This window comes from Pseudomonas sp. Z18(2022), from assembly GCF_036346535.1.
GTDB classification, from domain to species: domain Bacteria; phylum Pseudomonadota; class Gammaproteobacteria; order Pseudomonadales; family Pseudomonadaceae; genus Aquipseudomonas; species Aquipseudomonas yamanorum_A.
This window is the reverse complement of sequence record NZ_JAOTOA010000009.1, coordinates 143,784-161,689: the sequence shown is the minus strand read 5'-3', so window position 1 is coordinate 161,689 and position 17,906 is coordinate 143,784. Positions and strand designations below refer to the sequence as shown.

At 61.1% G+C, this 17,906-nt stretch carries 15 protein-coding genes; 4 read left to right on the top strand and 11 right to left on the bottom strand.

Going from position 1 to position 17,906, the window contains the following annotated elements; translation table 11 throughout:
- Nucleotides 1–85 precede the first annotated feature (85 nt).
- Together betB and betI are read right to left on the bottom strand one after the other, a co-directional pair.
- Nucleotides 86–1,558 carry a betaine-aldehyde dehydrogenase gene (gene betB, locus V3W39_RS19325; protein WP_177043167.1) on the bottom strand — a complete coding sequence of 491 codons (1,473 nt, stop codon included), beginning with the start codon at nucleotides 1,556–1,558 and terminating at the stop codon, nucleotides 86–88.
- Nucleotides 1,559–1,619: 61 nt separating this feature from the next.
- Entirely contained in the window at nucleotides 1,620–2,213 is a 594-nt protein-coding gene (gene betI / locus V3W39_RS19320) for a transcriptional regulator BetI (RefSeq protein WP_177043168.1), read from the bottom strand.
- Between the two features lie 376 nt (nucleotides 2,214–2,589).
- Between betI and V3W39_RS19315 the strand changes: the two genes are divergently transcribed.
- Nucleotides 2,590–4,524, top strand: coding sequence for a BCCT family transporter (locus tag V3W39_RS19315; RefSeq protein ID WP_330213151.1), 1,935 nt, complete (start codon nucleotides 2,590–2,592; stop codon nucleotides 4,522–4,524).
- A gap of 156 nt (nucleotides 4,525–4,680) precedes the next feature.
- On the opposite strand, the gene choV is transcribed toward V3W39_RS19315, so the two are convergent.
- The 3 genes from choV to V3W39_RS19300 form a co-directional block, all read right to left on the bottom strand.
- Complete coding sequence (gene choV / locus V3W39_RS19310; protein ID WP_177043170.1) at nucleotides 4,681–5,859, bottom strand: choline ABC transporter ATP-binding protein; 1,179 nt, start codon at nucleotides 5,857–5,859, stop codon at nucleotides 4,681–4,683.
- Nucleotides 5,856–6,701: a choline ABC transporter permease subunit gene (gene choW / locus V3W39_RS19305; protein ID WP_003216909.1), complete on the bottom strand. Its 846-nt coding sequence runs from the start codon at nucleotides 6,699–6,701 to the stop codon at nucleotides 5,856–5,858. Before choW ends, choV begins: the two co-directional genes overlap by 4 nt.
- A gap of 67 nt (nucleotides 6,702–6,768) precedes the next feature.
- Nucleotides 6,769–7,716 carry a choline ABC transporter substrate-binding protein gene (locus V3W39_RS19300; protein ID WP_017476446.1) on the bottom strand — a complete coding sequence of 316 codons (948 nt, stop codon included), beginning with the start codon at nucleotides 7,714–7,716 and terminating at the stop codon, nucleotides 6,769–6,771.
- Between the two features lie 414 nt (nucleotides 7,717–8,130).
- Here V3W39_RS19300 and V3W39_RS19295 point away from each other — a divergent pair, with 414 nt between their 5' ends.
- On the top strand, nucleotides 8,131–9,507 hold the full coding sequence (locus tag V3W39_RS19295; RefSeq protein WP_177043171.1) for an L-serine ammonia-lyase: 1,377 nt from the start codon (nucleotides 8,131–8,133) through the stop codon (nucleotides 9,505–9,507).
- Between the two features lie 555 nt (nucleotides 9,508–10,062).
- Nucleotides 10,063–11,166, top strand: coding sequence for a GlxA family transcriptional regulator (locus V3W39_RS19290; RefSeq protein ID WP_003216915.1), 1,104 nt, complete (start codon nucleotides 10,063–10,065; stop codon nucleotides 11,164–11,166).
- 119 nt (nucleotides 11,167–11,285) lie between these two features.
- Here V3W39_RS19290 and V3W39_RS19285 read toward each other — a convergent pair whose 3' ends face one another.
- From V3W39_RS19285 to V3W39_RS19260, 6 genes are all read right to left on the bottom strand, one after another.
- Nucleotides 11,286–11,549 (bottom strand): hypothetical protein, encoded by a 264-nt coding sequence (locus V3W39_RS19285; protein ID WP_003216918.1) that lies wholly within the window; start codon nucleotides 11,547–11,549, stop codon nucleotides 11,286–11,288.
- Between the two features lie 359 nt (nucleotides 11,550–11,908).
- The gene (locus tag V3W39_RS19280; protein ID WP_330213135.1) at nucleotides 11,909–13,069 is read right to left on the bottom strand and encodes a gamma-butyrobetaine dioxygenase; all 1,161 of its coding nucleotides are present in this window, start codon (nucleotides 13,067–13,069) and stop codon (nucleotides 11,909–11,911) included.
- A gap of 9 nt (nucleotides 13,070–13,078) precedes the next feature.
- A complete protein-coding gene (locus V3W39_RS19275; protein ID WP_330213134.1) occupies nucleotides 13,079–13,555 on the bottom strand; it encodes a thioesterase family protein in 477 nt (158 codons plus the stop codon).
- Between the two features lie 118 nt (nucleotides 13,556–13,673).
- Nucleotides 13,674–14,639, bottom strand: a complete 966-nt coding sequence (locus V3W39_RS19270; RefSeq protein WP_017476440.1) for an L-carnitine dehydrogenase — start codon at nucleotides 14,637–14,639, stop codon at nucleotides 13,674–13,676.
- A gap of 141 nt (nucleotides 14,640–14,780) precedes the next feature.
- Complete coding sequence (locus tag V3W39_RS19265) at nucleotides 14,781–15,668, bottom strand: 3-keto-5-aminohexanoate cleavage protein (RefSeq protein WP_003216924.1); 888 nt, start codon at nucleotides 15,666–15,668, stop codon at nucleotides 14,781–14,783.
- A 75-nt stretch (nucleotides 15,669–15,743) separates the two neighbouring features.
- Nucleotides 15,744–16,688: a choline ABC transporter substrate-binding protein gene (locus V3W39_RS19260; protein ID WP_076017815.1), complete on the bottom strand. Its 945-nt coding sequence runs from the start codon at nucleotides 16,686–16,688 to the stop codon at nucleotides 15,744–15,746.
- A 192-nt stretch (nucleotides 16,689–16,880) separates the two neighbouring features.
- Here V3W39_RS19260 and V3W39_RS19255 point away from each other — a divergent pair, with 192 nt between their 5' ends.
- Nucleotides 16,881–17,825: a GlxA family transcriptional regulator gene (locus V3W39_RS19255; protein ID WP_259195620.1), complete on the top strand. Its 945-nt coding sequence runs from the start codon at nucleotides 16,881–16,883 to the stop codon at nucleotides 17,823–17,825.
- The last annotated feature ends 81 nt before the right edge of the window (nucleotides 17,826–17,906 follow it).

Here is a 17,906-nt window from a genome sequence, read left to right as displayed (position 1 = left end):
CTGCGGTACCTGGCATGGGGCTGCTTCGCAGCCCGACGGGAGCAAGCTCCCTCGCCACATGGGCCATGCCAGGCTCAATCAGGTTTTAGAACACCGAGGCGTAGTCGCCCAGCTCAACCTGTACCGATTTGATGCGGGTGAAGTTGTTCAGCGAGCTGATCCCGTTTTCACGGCCAACACCCGACTGCTTGTAGCCACCCACCGGCATCTTCGCGTCGGACTCGCCCCAGGCGTTGATCCAGCAGATACCGGCTTCCAGCTGATGAATCACGCGGTGAGCGCGGTTCAGGTCGCGGGTCACCAAACCAGCGGCCAGGCCGAAGTCGGTGTCGTTGGCGCGGCGGATCACTTCTTCTTCGGTGTCGTAGGTGAGGATGCTCATCACCGGGCCGAAGATTTCTTCACGGACGATGGTCATGTCGTCGGTGCAGTCGGTGAACACGGTCGGTGCAACGTAGGCACCCTTGGCGTATTCGCCGTCGGTCAGGCGGTCGCCGCCGCACAGGACGCGTGCGCCTTCTTCTTTACCTTTGGCGATGTAGCCCAGCACGCTTTCCATGTGGGCGAAGCTGACCAGCGGGCCGAAGTTGGTGTTGGCATCTTCCGGATTGCCGATGCGGATGCGCGCAACACGCTCGGCGATCTTGGCTTCGAACGCGCCTTTGAGGGCGGTCGGAACGAACACGCGCGTGCCGTTGGTGCAGACCTGGCCCGAGCTGTAGAAGTTGGCCATCATCGCGATGTCAGCGGCGCGGTCGAGGTCGGCGTCGTCGAAAATGATCAGCGGGGATTTGCCGCCCAGTTCCATGGTGACTTCCTTGAGCGACGAGCTCGAAGCGCTGGCCATGACTTTCTTGCCGGTGTCGGTGCCGCCGGTGAAGGAGACTTTCTCGATGCGCGGGTGTTCGGTCAGCCAGGTGCCGACTTCACGGCCGCTGCCGGTCAGCACGTTGAACACGCCATCCGGAACGCCGGCGGCGGTGTAGATTTCAGCCAGTTTCAGGGTGGTCAGCGAGGTGACTTCGCTTGGCTTGAAGATCATCGCGTTACCGGCGGCCAGGGCCGGGGCGGATTTCCACAGGGCGATCTGGATCGGGTAGTTCCACGCGCCGATACCGGCGACCACGCCCAGTGGCTCGCGACGGGTGTAGACGAACGACGTGTCACGCAGCGGGATCTGCTCGCCTTCGATGGCGGGCACCAGGCCTGCGTAGTATTCCAGCACGTCGGCGCCGGTGACGATGTCGACGTATTGGGTTTCGGAGTACGGCTTGCCGGTGTCCAGGGTTTCCAGGGCGGCCAGTTCGTCGTTGCGCTCACGCAGGATATCGACGGCGCGACGCAGGATGCGCGAACGCTCCATGGCGGTCATGGCGGCCCAGATTTTCTGGCCCTTTTCGGCGCTGACCACAGCGCGCTCGACGTCTTCTTTAGTGGCGCGTTGCACGTTGGCGAGAACTTCACCGTTAGCCGGGTTGATGGCTTCGAAAGTGGCATCGCTGCCAGCGTCGGAGTAGCCGCCGTCAATGTAGAGTTTTTGCAGTTCGAAACGGGCCATAAAGTCCTCGCAAGTGCATAAGTGGTTGGCGCGGTTCGGGAGTTGAGCGTCTATGTGTGCTCTAACTCACCTGCTTGGCCAATTGGAAATCCATGTATTCGTAAGCGATCCGTTGCGCCTGCTCCGTGTCGAAAGCGTCTCCCGACAGGGCGCCGCGCAACCACAAACCGTCGATCAGGGCCGCCAGGCCTCGGGCTGCGCTGCGTGCATCGGACAGCGGCAGCGCGCGGCGGAACTGGCAGCACAGGTTGGAATACAGGCGGTGATCGTTGATCCGCTGCAACCTGTGCAATGACGGGTGGTGCATGCTGGTGGCCCAGAAGGCCAGCCAGGTTTTCATCGCCGGGCCGTTGACCTGGCTGGCGTCGAAGTTGCCTTCGATGATCACCTGAAGATGCGCCCGCGGGCTGTCATCTTTCAGCGCCAACCGGCGCTCGGTGACGTTCTCGATCAGGACGTTCATCAGGTACCGCATCGTGGCGGCGATCAGGCCATTCTTGTCCTGAAAATAGTGACTGATGATGCCATTCGAGACACCGGCCAGACGGGCGATCAGTGCAATGCTGGCATCCCCCATTCCGACCTGATCGACCGCAGTCAATGTGGCTTCGATCAACTGCTGGCGGCGTATGGGTTGCATACCGACCTTGGGCATCGTGCACCTCTCCTTAGGCCTGCCAACGGGCGATAAACGTCCGTCGGCTTGTGGGCCAGTCTATTTTGTTTTGATTGAACGTTCAATCAACAAAGAATAAGATCTGCGACAAATGGTCGCTGCCTACAGGTATTTCCTACGTGTATGTGGCGCCACCTGACATCGGGAAAACCCATGAAACAGCCCGGCACAGCGGTTCGCCGTGGGTTCATGGTTTTTCGGGGTGTCTTTATACACCCGTCCGTCGACTGCCGAAAAATCGATGGCTCGGGTCATGCGTTGCCTTGTGTTTCTCTGCACTGCCCGGAGCATCTGTGCCATGAGTTCTGCCTCTCTTATAAAGACCCCGCCAGAAAAGGTGCGGGTCAACGGTTGGGTGTTCTACACCTCCACCGCGCTGATTCTGTTGTTGACCGCGATTCTGATCATCGCCCCGCAGGAAGCCGGCAGGATGCTCGGTGTGGCCCAAGCCTGGTTGTCGAAAAGCTTTGGCTGGTACTACATGGTCGTGATCGCCGCCTACCTGGTGTTTGTGGTGGGCCTGGCGTTTTCGTCCTACGGTAAATTGAAACTGGGCAGCAAGGACGACACCCCGGACTTCAGCTACGGCGCCTGGGCCGGCATGCTCTTCTCGTCGGGCATCGGCATCTCGCTGCTGTACTTCGGCGCTTCCGAGCCGCTGGACCACTACTTCAACCCGCCTGAAGGCGCGTCGGCCACCGGCGAAGCCGCACGCCAGGCGTTGCAGCTGACGTTCCTGCACTGGGGCCTGCACGGCTGGGCGATCTACGCACTGGTCGGCCTGGCCGTGGCGTACTTTGCATACCGTCATAACCAGCCGCTGGCCCTGCGCTCGGCGTTGTACCCGCTGGTGGGCGAGCGTTGGGTGAAAGGCGCGGCCGGTCACGCGGTGGACGGCTTCGGCATGTTCGTGACCCTGCTGGGCCTGGTGACGAACCTGGGGATTGGTTCGATGCAGGTGTCGTCCGGGTTGGAAAACCTGTTCGGCATGCAGCACAGCAACACCAACCTGCTGATCGTGATCATCGTGATGAGCACCGTGGCGACCATCGCTGCCGTGTCGGGTGTGGAGAACGGCATTCGCCGCCTGTCCAACCTGAACATCGTGCTGTTCAGCGGCCTGCTGATTTTCGTGCTGCTGTTTGGCCCGACCCTGCACTTGCTCAACGGCTTCGTGCAGAACATCGGCGACTACATGAACGGCATCGTGCTGAAAACCTTCGACCTCTATGTGTACGAAGGCGACGCCGACAAGACCGAGCGCTGGATGGGCCTGTGGACCCTGTTCTACTGGGCCTGGTGGATTTCCTGGGCGCCATTCGTGGGCATGTTCATCGCGCGTATTTCCCGTGGTCGCACGGTGCGTGAACTGGTGGCCGGCGTGCTGCTGATCCCGCTGGGCTTCACCCTGGCGTGGCTGTCGATCTTCGGCAACTCGGCCCTGGACCTGGTGGTTAACCATGGTGCCGTGGAGTTGGGCAAGACGGCGCTGGAACAGCCGTCCATGGCGATCTACCAACTGCTGGAGCATTACCCGGCGTCGAAGATCGTGATCGGTGTGTCGATCTTTGTGGGCTTCGTACTGTTCCTGACCCCGGCGGATTCCGGCGCGGTGATGATGGCGAACCTTTCCTGCAAGGGTGGCAACGTTGACGAAGATGCGCCGCACTGGCTGCGGATTTTCTGGTCGGCGGTGATCACCCTGGTGACCATTGGGCTGTTGTTCGCCGGTAACTTCGAAGCCATGCAAACCATGGTGGTGCTGGCAGGTTTGCCGTTCTCGGTGGTGCTGGTTTTCTTCATGTTCGGTCTGCACAAGGCGATGCGCCAGGACGTGGCGATTGAGCTTGAGCAGGCGCAACTGGCCGAGCGTGGCCGTCGTGGTTTCAGCGAGCGCCTGACCGCCCTGGACCTGCAACCGAGCCAGGGTACCGTGCAGCGCTTTATGGACAAGCACGTCACGCCGGCGCTGGAAGAAGCGGCGACTGCGTTGCGTGATCAGGGCCTGGAAGTGCAAACCCTGCTGGGCAAATCCAAGCGCTGCATTGGTGTGCGCATCGAGATGGAAGAGGGTAATCCGTTTGTCTACGAGGTGAGCCTGGATGCTTATTCGTCGGCACCGAACGATTTGCCCGAGGAAGAGCGCACGCGCTACTACCGCGCCGAGGTTTACCTGCACAACGGGCCTCAGGAATACGATCTGATGGGCTTTGCCCAGGAACAGATCACCCGGGACGTGCTCGATCAGTTTGAAAGCCATCGGCAGCTCCTTGGCCGTGTCTATAGCTGATGGTTGAGCCGAGCGGCGCCTTCACTGGCGCCGCTGTTCCAAGGTTGGAATGGGGTCAAATGTGGGAGCTGGCTTGCCTGCGATTGCAGTGGTGAATTCACTGCAGCTATCGCCGGCAAGCCAGCTCCCACATTGACCCCGTTCCTTCAGGAGGATTTACCCCAGGTTCTTGCCCAGGAGGGCATGGTAGAGCTCACTGTCACCCAGTATCCCCACCACCTTGTCGTTGTCCTGCAGCACCAGCTTGTTGCCGGTCTGATAGCGAATCTGCAACGCCTCACGCATCCCGATATTGGAATCCACCAACGTCGGCATCCGCCCCAAACCCTCCACCGATTGCCCTGGTACCCAGTTCTGCAGGTTCAACGGTGTACCGTTCTGCCGTGCGCCCTTGATCACGTTGCCTTCGGCCAGGTCCAGCCACGAGTCGCCGCCCGGGTCGAGGCTGATGGAGCCGTTGACGCGGGTGCAGTTGTCCACCGTGCGCATCAGGCTGCGGCCACACAGCACATTCAGCGGGTTGGTGTGGGCCACAAAGGTGCGCACATAGTCGTCCGCCGGGTTCAGCACGATCTCTTCCGGCACGCTGTACTGGATGATCCGGCCGTCTTTCATGATCGCAATGCGGCTGCCGAGTTTCAGCGCCTCATCCAGGTCGTGGCTTACAAATACGATGGTCTTGCTCAGCTTGCGTTGCAGCTCCAGCAGCTCATCCTGCAAGCCCTGGCGGATCAGCGGGTCGAGTGCGGAGAAGGGTTCGTCCATCAGCAGGATATCGGCGTCCATCGCCAGGGCGCGGGCCAGGCCGACGCGCTGCTGCATGCCGCCGGAAAGCTCGTCGGGCTTCTTGTTGCGCCACTGCGACAGGCCCACCAGTTCTAGCTTGTCGTCCACCAGCTTGCGCCGTTCTTTCTCGGGCCGGCCCTGCATCTCCAGGCCGAAGCTGATGTTTTCGCGCACCGTCAGCCAGGGCATCAGGGCGAACTTCTGGAACACCATGGCGATGCGCTGGGTGCGCATCATTTTCAGCTCGGCGGGGGTGCAGGAAGCGATGTCGATCTGCCGACCTTCATGCTCCACAAACAGCTTGCCGCGGCTGACCGTGTTCAAGCCGTTGATGCAGCGCAGCAGGCTCGACTTGCCCGAACCGGAGAGGCCCATCAGCACGCAGATCTCGCCTTTCTCCACATCCAGGCTGGCGTTTTCAACGCCGACAATCTGCCCGGTCTTTTTCAGGATCTCGTTGCGCGTCATGCCCTGGTCCAGCAGCTTGAGCGCCTCACGCGGGTCTTTGGAAAAGATCACGTCGACATTTTCGAATCGGATAATGCTCATGCATCACCCCCTACTTTGGCGTCGGGTTGTTTGCAGATGCGGTCGAGCATGATGGCCAGCAATACGATCGCCAGGCCCGCTTCAAAGCCCAGGGCGATATCAGCGGTGTTCAGCGCGTTGACCACCGGTTTGCCGAGGCCGTCGGCGCCCACCAGGGCCGCGATCACCACCATCGACAACGACAGCATGATGCATTGGGTAATGCCGGCGGCGATGCTCGGCATGGCGTGGGGCAGTTCGATCCGCGAGAGCAACTGACGGCGCGAGCAGCCAAAGGCCTTGCCGGCGTCCATCAACTCTTGCGGCACATCACGGATACCCAGGTAAGTCAGACGGATAGGCGCGGCAATCGCAAACACCACCGTGGAAATCAGCCCGGGCACCACACCCAGCCCGAAGAGGGTCAGGGTAGGGATGAGGTAGACGAAGGTCGGTACGGTCTGCATCAGATCGAGCACCGGCCGCATCAGGGTGTAGAACATCGGTTTGTGCGCGGCAACAATGCCCAGCGGCACGCCGATCACCACGCAGACCAGGGTGGCGAACAGCACCTGCGCCAGGGTCTCCATGGTTTCCTGCCAGTACCCCAGGTTCAGGATCAGCAGGAAGGAGGCGATGACAAAAACGGTCAGGCCCCATTTGCGTTGAATGAAATGAGCGAGCAGCGCAATCAGACCGATCAATGCCAGCGGATTGAACCAGGTCAGCGCGAACGTCACGCCGTGGATCATCGTTTCCAGGGTCGATGCGATTGCGTCGAAGTAGGCGGCCCCGTGTTGGGTCAACCATTCAACGAAGGCAGCGATGTACTGGCCTAGCGGGATTTTATGTTCAGTCAGCATGGTAGTGAATGTCCACATGCGAAGAGGAAAAACATCCCGGGCCAGCGTACCGGCCCGGGGTCAGCGGTTACTTGGCGAGGTAAGCTTTGACGGCCTCCAGTCCTGGTTTGCCATCGACAGTGGTAACACCGGCCAGCCAGGTGTCGAGCACTTGCGGGTTCTTCTTCAGCCACGCCTTGGCGGCTGCGTCAGGCTTCATTTTGTCGTCCAGGACGTTACCCATCAGGGTGCTTTCCATGTTCAGGGTGAACGACAGGTTTTTCAGCAGCTGGCCCACGTTGCTGCATTCCTGGGTGTAGCCCTTGCGAACGTTGGTGTAGATGGTGGCCTGGCCGTAGTTGGGGCCGAATGAATCATCACCCCCGGTCAGGTACTTCATCTTGAAGCGGGTGTTCATCGGGTGCGGTTCCCAGCCGAGGAACACGATGGCCTGGTCGCGTTTGGTGGCGCGTTCCACCTGCGAGAGCATCCCGGCTTCGCTGGATTCGACCACTTTGAAGCCTGCGGTTTTCAGGCCGAAGGCGTCTTTGTCGATAAGGGTCTGGATGGTGCGGTTACCGTCGTTGCCCGGCTCGATCCCGTAGATCTTGCCGCCCAGTTCGTCCTTGAATTTGACGATGTCGGCGAAGTCTTTCAGGCCCTTGTTGTACAGCGCTTCCGGCACGGCCAGGGTGTACTTGGCGTTTTCCAGGTTGGCGCGCACGGTTTCCACGGTGCCGGCATCACGGTACTGCTTGATGTCGTTTTCCATGGTCGGCATCCAGTTGCCGAGGAAGATGTCCATGTTCTTGCCGTCGGCCAGGGACTTGTAGGTCACCGGGACGGAAATCATCGTGGTGCGGGGTTTGTAGCCGAGGCCCTTGAGCACTTCGCTGGTGGTGGCCGTGGTGACGGTGATGTCGGTCCAGCCGACATCGGAGAAGTTGACGGTCTGGCATTGCGCCGGTTCTGCAGCGTGAGCCAGGACTGGCAGACTCAGCATGGCGGCCAACAACAACGACGGGGAACCTTTCATGGGGGTGGACTCCTGGTGTTTTTCTGGCGGCAATAACACCGCGCTTATAGGTGTTGCGGTTGGGCGTGCGGCACAGCTCTGCCACGCAACTGTGCAAACGAGTCGAGACTGATCATGTACCAGTGAAAATCTGACGCCTACAGGGGGCGTCGTATCCAGTACAGGGATGGTCGTATCCAGTGTCGGTGACGTCGCTTACAGATTTTTTCCACGACAAAACTGCACTTTTTACCGATCTGCACCGCAAAAAACGGCCAAAACGTCGCCTTCCACAACAGCGGCGCTGATGAGCATGGGTACGTCGGTGTGAGACGCCGTGACGGCGAGTAAAAGCTTGATGATGCCGCCATCTGGGCGATCTGAGCGTAGCAGCTCATTCAAGCCCGGCCCGTTCACCTGCGGAGTTTCACGGCAATGGCTATCAGCGTTTTCGACCTGTTCAAGATCGGCATTGGGCCTTCGAGTTCTCACACCGTCGGCCCCATGCGCGCCGCGGCGTTGTTCGTTCAAGGACTGCGTGAACGTGATGTGTTGGAACAAGTAACGCGCGTTGAAGTTCAGCTGTACGGCTCATTGTCGGCCACCGGCATCGGTCACGGCAGCGACAACGCCGTGATCATGGGCCTGATGGGCGAGTGGCCGGACGCGATCGATCCGTCGCAGATCGGCATCCGCATCGAGACCCTGCGCGAGACCAACACACTGCTGCTGGACGCACGTTTGCCGGTGCCATTCATCTGGGCGCGGGACATGCGCCTGATCGATGAAAACCTGCCGTTCCATCCCAATGCCATGACCCTGGTGGTGTTCGGTGATAACGGTGAGCTGCACCGCGACACCTACTACTCGGTGGGCGGTGGATTTGTAGTGGATGAAGCCCAGGCCGCCAGCGGAGTGGCAGACATGGACCGCACCGAGCTGCCCTATGATTTTTCCAGTGCGGTGGAATTGCTCCAGCTGTGCAAGACCCACAACCTGCGGGTCGCTGAACTGATGCTGGCGAATGAAAAAACCTGGCGTTCGGAAGAAGAGATCCGCAGCGGCCTGATGAAGCTGTGGCGCGCCATGCAGGATTGCGTGGAGCAGGGCCTCAAGCACGAAGGCATCCTGCCTGGCGGCCTCAATGTGCGGCGCCGTGCCGCCAAGTTGCACCGCAGCTTGCAGGAGCTGGGCAAGCCGAACGTGATCGGCTCGACCTTGAGCGCGATGGAATGGGTAAACCTGTTTGCCCTGGCGGTGAATGAAGAAAACGCCGCCGGCGGGCGCATGGTCACGGCGCCGACCAATGGCGCGGCGGGGATCATCCCGGCGGTGCTGCATTACTTCATGAAGTTCAGCGAAGAGGTGACCGAGGCCAACGTCGTCGACTATTTCCTGGGCGCGGCGGCGGTGGGCATCCTGTGTAAAAAGAATGCGTCGATCTCGGGTGCCGAAGTCGGTTGCCAGGGCGAAGTCGGTTCGGCGTGCGCCATGGCGGCGGCGGGACTGGCGGAGATCCTTGGTGCTACGCCTGAGCAGTTGTGCAACGCAGCGGAGATCGGCCTGGAACACAACCTCGGCCTGACCTGCGACCCGGTGGGCGGGCTGGTGCAGGTGCCGTGCATCGAGCGTAATGCGATTGCCGCGGTGAAGGCGATCAATGCGGCGCAGATGGCGCTGCGGGGTGATGGCCAGCACTTTATCTCCCTGGACCGGGTGATCCGCACCATGCGCGATACCGGGGCGGATATGCATGACAAGTACAAGGAGACATCGCGGGGTGGGTTGGCGGTGAGTGCTGTCGAGTGTTGATCCCGCTTTTATGTAGCGAGGGAGCTTGCTGTGGCGAGGGAGCTTGCTCCCGCTGGGCTGCGTAGCAGCCCCAAAATCTTGGGAGCGCTTCGCACTCCAGCGGGAGCAAGCTCCCTCGCCACAGCAAGCTCCCTCGCCACAGAAGAACGACGCTGCGCATAAAGTGAACACCCGAACCAAAAGCGCCACCTTTTAGCGCGTCGCAATTAGATAAGTAGCTCCCGAACGATTTCCCCTCATGACCACCTGTCACCCGTGCGTGTGGTGACAGACTTTTCCTACGTCGTTTCTCTCCCTTCCCACAAGTGATACCGAACTGCTCACACACCTTGAGCCTGCGTTCTCTCCTGCCTTTTTCGGGTCATATCCCCCACTCCATGCGCGGGCTTATATAGACACGTCATGAGGTCGTTTTCAGGAGTTATTGAATGTGCATTCAACTTTAGGCATGGCATTTGCTCTATCAATTCCAAAGCCTCTCTCCTGACCGGGATGAGCGCAATAACAAGAGCCTCGCCTGAGGCCATCACCCGCTTTGTGTGAGGAGATACCGCGATGACGTCGTTCAACTCCGGGGCTCAACCCCAGAACCGTGCGCCTCAATCCATCGGCTTTTTGCTGCTGGACAATTTCACGCTGATTTCCCTGGCCTCCGCAGTCGAACCCCTGCGCATGGCCAACCAACTCTCCGGCCGCGAGCTGTATCGCTGGACGACGTTGAGTGTGGACGGAAACCAGGTGTGGGCCAGCGACGGTCTGCAAATCACCCCCGATGCTTCCATGCACAAAGCCCCGGCCCTGGACACTGTGATTGTCTGCGGCGGCGTGGGTATCCAGCGCACCGTGACCCGTGAACATGTGTCGTGGCTGCAAAGCCAGGCGCGCCAGTCCCGTCGCCTCGGCGCGGTGTGCACCGGCAGTTGGGCCCTGGCTTGCGCCGGCCTGCTGGACGGTTTTGATTGCAGCGTGCACTGGGAATGCCTGGCGTCGATGCAGGAAGCCTTCCCGCGCGTGGCGATGAGCACACGCCTGTTCACCCTCGACCGCAACCGCTTCACCAGTTCGGGCGGCACCGCGCCGCTGGACATGATGCTGCACCTGATCAGCCGCGACCACGGCCGTGAATTGTCGGCGGCGATCTCCGAGATGTTCGTGTACGAGCGCATCCGCAACGAACAGGATCACCAGCGTGTGCCGCTCAAGCACATGCTTGGCACCAACCAGCCGAAACTGCAGGAAATCGTCGCGCTGATGGAGGCCAACCTGGAAGAGCCGATCGACCTGGATGAACTGGCGGTGTACGTCGCGGTTTCCCGGCGTCAGCTGGAGCGGTTGTTCCAGAAATACCTGCACTGTTCGCCGTCGCGCTATTACCTGAAGCTGCGCCTGATCCGTGCACGGCAGTTGCTCAAGCAAACGCCGATGTCGATCATCGAAGTGGCGTCGGTGTGCGGGTTTGTCTCCACGCCGCACTTCTCCAAGTGCTACCGCGAATACTTCGGCATTCCGCCGCGGGATGAGCGCGTGGGTTCCAATACCACGCAGCAGGTTGCGATGATGCCGATTCCCCAGGCGCTGGTGTTGTCACCGTTGTCCGGGCCGTTGTCGGCGTTGAGTCAGGCCAGGAATGAGTCGACGTTTGCGAGTGTCAGGCTCTAACATCACCTGGCTTTTGTGGCGAGGGAGCTTGCTCCCGCTGGAGTGCGTAGCGCTCCCAGGATTTTGGGGCCGCTTCGCAGCCCAGCGGGAGCAAGCTCCCTCGCCACAAAGTAGGTGTGTCAGGCGCCAGAGTTCTGCCTGAACTGCACCAACGCCGGCAACAACTGCTTGTCGATCGCCTGCCTCACTGCAGGCAAAATCGTCGCACTGCCGGTGTACATCTGCTCAACCATACCCTTGAGCGCCTTGGCCCGGGCCGCGCTCAAGCCGCGCACCGCACATTCACAAGCCTGCTCGGCGGTCGCGCCGCTGGACACCTCGAAACCCAATGACCGCAGCTGGCCCAGCAGGTCATCCTGGTCAATCAAATCCGCGTGCATCATGACGTTTATCCTTGTTAGGGGAGCGGGAGACTGAGGTCGATTCTGGTAGGCCGCCACCGAGTCGGCAAGGCCTGAATGCGCGAATGTCCGGCACACCTATGAACAGGTCGTTTTCGGCTAACTCGAAGGGGAAGGGAGTGTGCACACTGGAACCCAGCAAGCAGCTTGAAGGTTTGGTCACCCTCGGGATGCGCAGCTCACACAAAGCACTCTGCCCCGATCCAGTCACGGCTTGATCGGGGCTTTTTTTGGCTGGGATTTGTGGGGTTGCAACTGGCCTCATCGCAGGCAAGCCAGCTCCTACAGTTTGATTTGTGAACACCTTCAAATGTGGGAGCTGGCTTGCCTGCGATGGCGGTCTACCTTTGCAACACCAATATCCGGGACAACAACTCATCCCGGTCGATATAGCAGCCCTGGAAATGCCGCGCCCCGGACGCCGGATCAAACGCATTGCGCGCATGCAGCGTGCGGCGATTATCGAAGCACCACAGCTCGCCCGGATTCAGGCGTTTGACCAACCGAAAACGCTCCTCCCGAGTCATCGCAATAAACCGGCGATACGCGCGATACAGCAACGACATTTGCGCGACTGGCGCCTCAAACGGCCCGCGCAAAAAGTTGGCCATGCGAATCTCGGCGACCTCACCCAACGCATCCAGCGCAATGATCGGCGCCAGCCGACGATAGTCGCTGTGGCGGTCCTTGTTGCGAAACTCCACGGGTATCTCGCACAGCGCACGAAAGGCTTCCGGGTCTTCATCCCGCAGCGCCTGGGCAATCGCAAAACCATCGACAAAGATACTCTCGCCACCGTCGGCGTCGTTCACCAGGCAATGCAGGAATTGCAGCCCCGGTTGCAGCTCGCGCGTTGGCAAATCACTGTGCAGCGGCAGGTTGAAAGCGGTGTAGGCATTGCTGTCGGCATCGGCCTTGGATTGCACGTTGAACAACACGCCGAAGTTGCTCTCGCGGATAAATGAAATGCGCTTGGCAATCAGCGCCAGCGAGCCGGGTTCGGTGGGCACGCCGCGTACTTGCGTAAGGCCGCTGTCACGCAGGGCCAGCAGCCATTGCAGCAGGGCTTTCGGGTCCTCCAGCAGCGCCGCGTAGTCGAATACGGGCAGCTCAAACGTACGGTCCCAGAGCCGGGATTTCGGCTTGGCAGCCCGGCGTTCAGCGCGGGATTCATCGTCGTAGGCGTGCGCCCGCAGCCAGCCGGGATCGTATTGGCTGCGATGCCCGCCGCTCCATTCCACCGTCAGCAAACCCTGCTCGATTCGCGCACCGAGAGCCGTGAGGTTTTCGTCCACGTCGACGATTTCCAGCACCTGTTCACGGGTCACGCTGTAGACGCAGAGGGGGCAAGGGCAGTTGTCCCGCAGCCACTGGTGATGGAACGGGCTGACCCGCCCATCGGCCCATTCCACGCTGAGGTGATCACTGTGCACCTGCACAGCGGCCAGGTCGCTGATCAGCGGGTAAGTACGGAAGTCGGCAACAGCGGCGGCGGTTTGCATGGCGATTCCTTATTTTTGGGGTGGCAGTCCAATCACGCGGCCGAGCAGGGCGGGCCTGGGCAGGTCGATCTGTTCGGCGCTGATGCTCGCAAGCTTGCCCAGCACCTCCTCGCTGAACGGCGCGGAATGCGGGCCGGCGAGGTCGACGTGGAGCAGCATTTGCTCGTTGCCGGCCAGCTCCTTTTCGTCGCCCACCCGATGCAGGCTGTGATAGAGGTGCAGGCGCTTGCGGTCGTGGGCGATCAGTTGGGTGTGCACCTCGACGTCGGCGCCCTGCTTCACTTCGTGCAGGTAGTTGAGGTGCAGTTCCAGGGTGAACAGCGAGTGGCCGCTGGCTTCGCGGTTTTCGCTGTCCAGGCCGAGGGTGTCCATCAGGGCATCGGTGGCGTAGCTGAAGATCAGCAGGTAGAACGCATCACGCAGGTGGCCGTTGTAGTCGACCCACTCGGGGAGGATTTTGGTGGTGTAGGTGGTCAATGCGGCCATGGTTCGGTTCCCGGTAGGTACTCGGTCAAAATGTGGGAGCTGGCTTGCCTGCGATGGCGGCAGTGAATCCAACATCGCTATCGCAGGCAAGCCAGCTCCCACAGAGAATCAAAAGCTGTTATTCAGCGAAGGTCATACCGTGTTTTTCCTTGGTGGTCTTCACTGCCTCCAGCACCGCCAGCAGGCAATCATCACGATAGCGCTCCAGCGCCGAAATGCTGTGTTTGCCCAATTGATCGCTGGTGCCGTCCACCACGTCGTCAATCAACTTGTCGGTCAATTCCGGTGCCGGCAAATAGGTCCATGGCAACTGCAAGGCCGGGCCAAACTGTGCCATGAAGTGGCGCATCCCGGCATCACCGCCCGCCAAGGTGTACGTCAGGAATGTGCCCATGAATGACCAGCGCAACCCAGCGCCGAAGCGAATCGCATCATCGATCTCACCGGTGGTTGCCACGCCGTCGTTGACCAGGTGCAACGCTTCACGCCACAAGGCTTCCAGCAGTCGGTCGGCGATAAAACCAGGCACTTCCTTGCGCACGTGCAACGGACGCATGCCGAGGGATTCATACACCTTGATCGCTGCCTGAATCGCTTCCGGCGCGGTGTTCTTTCCGCCGACCACTTCCACCAATGGCAACAAGTAAACCGGGTTGAACGGGTGACCCACCACGCAACGTTCCGGGTGCGTGGAGCCTTCATAAAACTCGCTCGGCAACAGGCCCGAGGTGCTCGAACCGATCAGTGCGTTTGGCTTGGCCGCGGCGCTGATCTTGCTGTGCAATTCCAGCTTCAGCTCCAGGCGTTCCGGTGCGCTTTCCTGAATGAAGTCGGCGTCTTTCACGCACTCTTCAATGGTGGCGACAAAGCGCAGGCGGTCTTGGGAGGCACCGGGTGCCAGGCCCTGTTTCTCCAGAGCGCCCCAGGCGTTGGCGACACGCTTGCGCAGGGCCGCTTCGGCGCCGGGTGCCGGGTCCCAGGCGACCACATCCAGCCCGTGGGCGAGGGCACGGGACACCCAGCCGCTGCCGATAACGCCACTGCCGAGGGCGGCAAAGGTTTTGATTTCGGTGATAAAGCTCATGGCAAATTCCTAAAGAGTTCGGTGATCAATGTGGGAGCTGGCTTGCCTGCGATAGCGGTATGTCAGCAGCTGTATTCGGTGCAGGTGTACCGCGATCGCGGGCAAGCCCGCTCCCACAAGGTTCGGTGGTGTTCGGGACAGTCAGCCGCGTTTGGTCAAGCCCATCTTCACGCGGCCTTCGGCCGGGGTCATGACCCGTGCACCAAGGCGGCTGAGGATCTCGCTGGCGCGTTCCACCAGTTGGCCGTTGGTGGCCAGTACGCCCTTGTCCAGCCACAGGTTGTCTTCCAGGCCGACCCGTACGTTGCCGCCCAGCAGCACCGCTTGCGCCGCCATCGGCATCTGCATGCGACCAATCCCGAAGCCGGCCCATACCGCGTCTGCCGGCAGGTTGTCGACCATGGCTTTCATGGTGGTGGTGTCGGCCGGCGCGCCCCACGGGATGCCCAGGCACAGCTGGAACAGCGGGTTGTCGAGCAAGCCTTCCTTGATCATCTGCTTGGCGAACCACAGGTGACCGGTGTCGAAAATTTCCAGCTCGGCCTTGACGCCCAGCTCCTGGATTCGCTTGGCGCCCGCCCGCAGCTGGGCCGGGGTGGAGACGTAAATGGTGTCGCCATCGCCGAAGTTCAGGGTGCCGCAATCGAGGGTGCAGATTTCCGGCAGCAGCTCTTCCACGTGGGCCAGGCGGGTCAGCGGGCCGACGAGGTCGGTGTTGGGGCCGAACTCCATGGGGTTCTCGCCGCCGCCGATTTCCAGGTCGCCGCCCATGCCGGCGGTGAGGTTGACGATGATGTCGACGTCCGCCTCACGGATGCGCTCCATCACTTCGCGGTACAGCGCCACGTCGCGGCTGAACTTGCCGGTTTCGGGGTCACGTACGTGGCAATGCACCACGGTGGCACCGGCCTTGGCGGCTTCCACCGCAGCGGCAGCGATTTGTTTGGGAGTGACCGGCACGTGTGGGCTTCTGGCGGTCGTGTCGCCAGCACCGGTGAGTGCGCAGGTGATGATGACGTCGTGGTTCATGAGGCAGGTTCCTTACAGGCGTGGTGGTGCCGTTCGCGGTCGAAAGTGACCGCGAAACGGTGATTCAAAAAACGGTTATTTGCTGGTCAATTGCAGATTGGCGGCGGCCGGCTTGCCGTCGAAGGTGGTCACGCCTTCCAGCCAGCGTTGCTGGTCTTGCGGGTGGTCCTTGAGCCATTGCTTGGCCGACTCGAAAGCGTCCTTGTGATCCAGCAGCGGCTGCATCATTCGGCTCTCGTCGGCGGCGGTGAAGGTCAGGTTGCTCAGCAGCTTGTGCACGTTGGGGCACTGCTCGGCGTAGGTCGGCGAAGTGACCGACCATACGGTGGCCATGCCTTCGTTCGGGCCCAGGGCATCATCGCTGCCGGTGAGGTAAGTCATGGCCACGTTGACGTTCATCGGGTGCGGCGCCCAGCCGAAGAACACCACGGCTTCCTTGCGGCGCACGGCGCGGTCGACAGCGGCGAGCATGCCGGCCTCGCTGGACTCCACCAATTGGAACTTGCCGAGGCCGAACTGATTCTTGGCGATCATCGCCTTGATCTGGGTGTTGGCGCCCGAGCCTGGTTCAATCCCGTAGATCTTGCCGCCCAGTTCCTTCTCGAACTTGGCGATGTCGGCGAAGGTTTTCAGGCCCTTGTCCGCCAGGTAAGTCGGCACCGCCAGGGTCGCGCGGGCGTCTTCCAGGGACGGCTTGTCGAGCACCTTGACCTGCTTGGCGTCGACAAACGGGGTGATGGTCTGGGTCATCAGCGGGTTCCAGTAGCCCAGGAACATATCCAGGCGCTGGTCGCGGATCCCGGCAAAGATGATTTGCTGGGACGCGCTGGTCTGTTTGGTCTTGTAGCCGAGGCCGTCGAGCAATACCTGGGTCATGGCGCTGGTGGCGATTACGTCGGTCCAGTTCACCACGCCCATGCGCACGTTCTGGCAAGAAGCCGCATCGGCTGCCATGACGTTGGTGCTCAAAATGGCGCTGGCGCTGAGTGCGAGCACGCAGCGGCTGATCAGTCGGTTCATGGTGGATCCCTCGGCAGGTTGTTATTGTGGGTTCCGGCGTCTTTGTGCGCCGTGCAGCCAAGTTACGCAGCTTGGAGCCCGATAAAACGCACGGCGGCGACCCACTCTTGCACTGCAGCGACCTGCCCCCTTGAATGACCGATTGAACTGGCGTATCACAGTGACACGCTGCCCGTCCTACGAGAGCGCTCCATGTCCCAGGATTTCTACTTTCTGCTGATGCCGGGTTTCTCCGCCATCGGCTTTATCTCGGCGATCGAACCGCTGCGGGTTGCCAACCGCTTTCGTGGTGAGTTGTACCGCTGGCATGTGTTGAGCGCCGACGGCGGCGCGGTGCTGGCGAGCAATGGCATGTCGGTCAACGCCGACGCCGCGCTGGAACCGTTGAAGAAAGGCGCCACGTTATTGGTGGTGGCCGGCTTCGAACCGCTGAAGTTCGCCACGCCCGCACTGGAACACTGGCTGCGCCGCCTCGACCACGACGGCGTGACCCTCGGCGCCATCGACACCGGCGCCTGCGTCCTCGCTGAAGCCGGCCTGCTCGACGGCCACCGCCTGACCCTGCACTGGGAAGCCATCGACGCCTTCAAGGAATCTTATCCACAGCTGACGGTGACCCAGGAGCTGTTCGAAATCGACCGTCGGCGCATCACCTCGGCGGGCGGCACGGCTTCCATCGACCTGATGCTCGACCTGATCAGCCAGGCCCACGGGGCGGAGTTGGCGATCCAGGTGTCCGAACAGTTTGTGCTCGGCCGCATCCGCCCGCGCAAAGACCACCAACGCATGCAGATCGCCACGCGCTACGGCATCAACAACAAGAAGCTGGTGCAGGTGATCGGCGAGATGGAACAGCACACCGAACCGCCGCTGAGCACGCTGGCGCTGGCGGAGACGATCAAGGTGACGCGGCGGCAGTTGGAGCGCTTGTTTCGGCTGCACCTGAACGACACACCGAGCAATTTCTACCTGGGGTTGCGCCTGGAAAAGGCCCGGCAGTTGTTGCGCCAGAGCGACCTGAGCGTGCTGGAGGTGAGCATTGCGTGCGGGTTTGAATCGCCGTCGTATTTCACCCGCAGTTACCGGGCAAGGTTTGCCAGGTGCCCAAGGGAGGATCGGCGCCGGGAGGCGGTGTAAGCACCGCTCTTGAGAACAACAAAGATCAAATGTGGGAGCTGGCTTGCCTGCGATAGCGGTGTTTCAGTGCCTGATGTACTG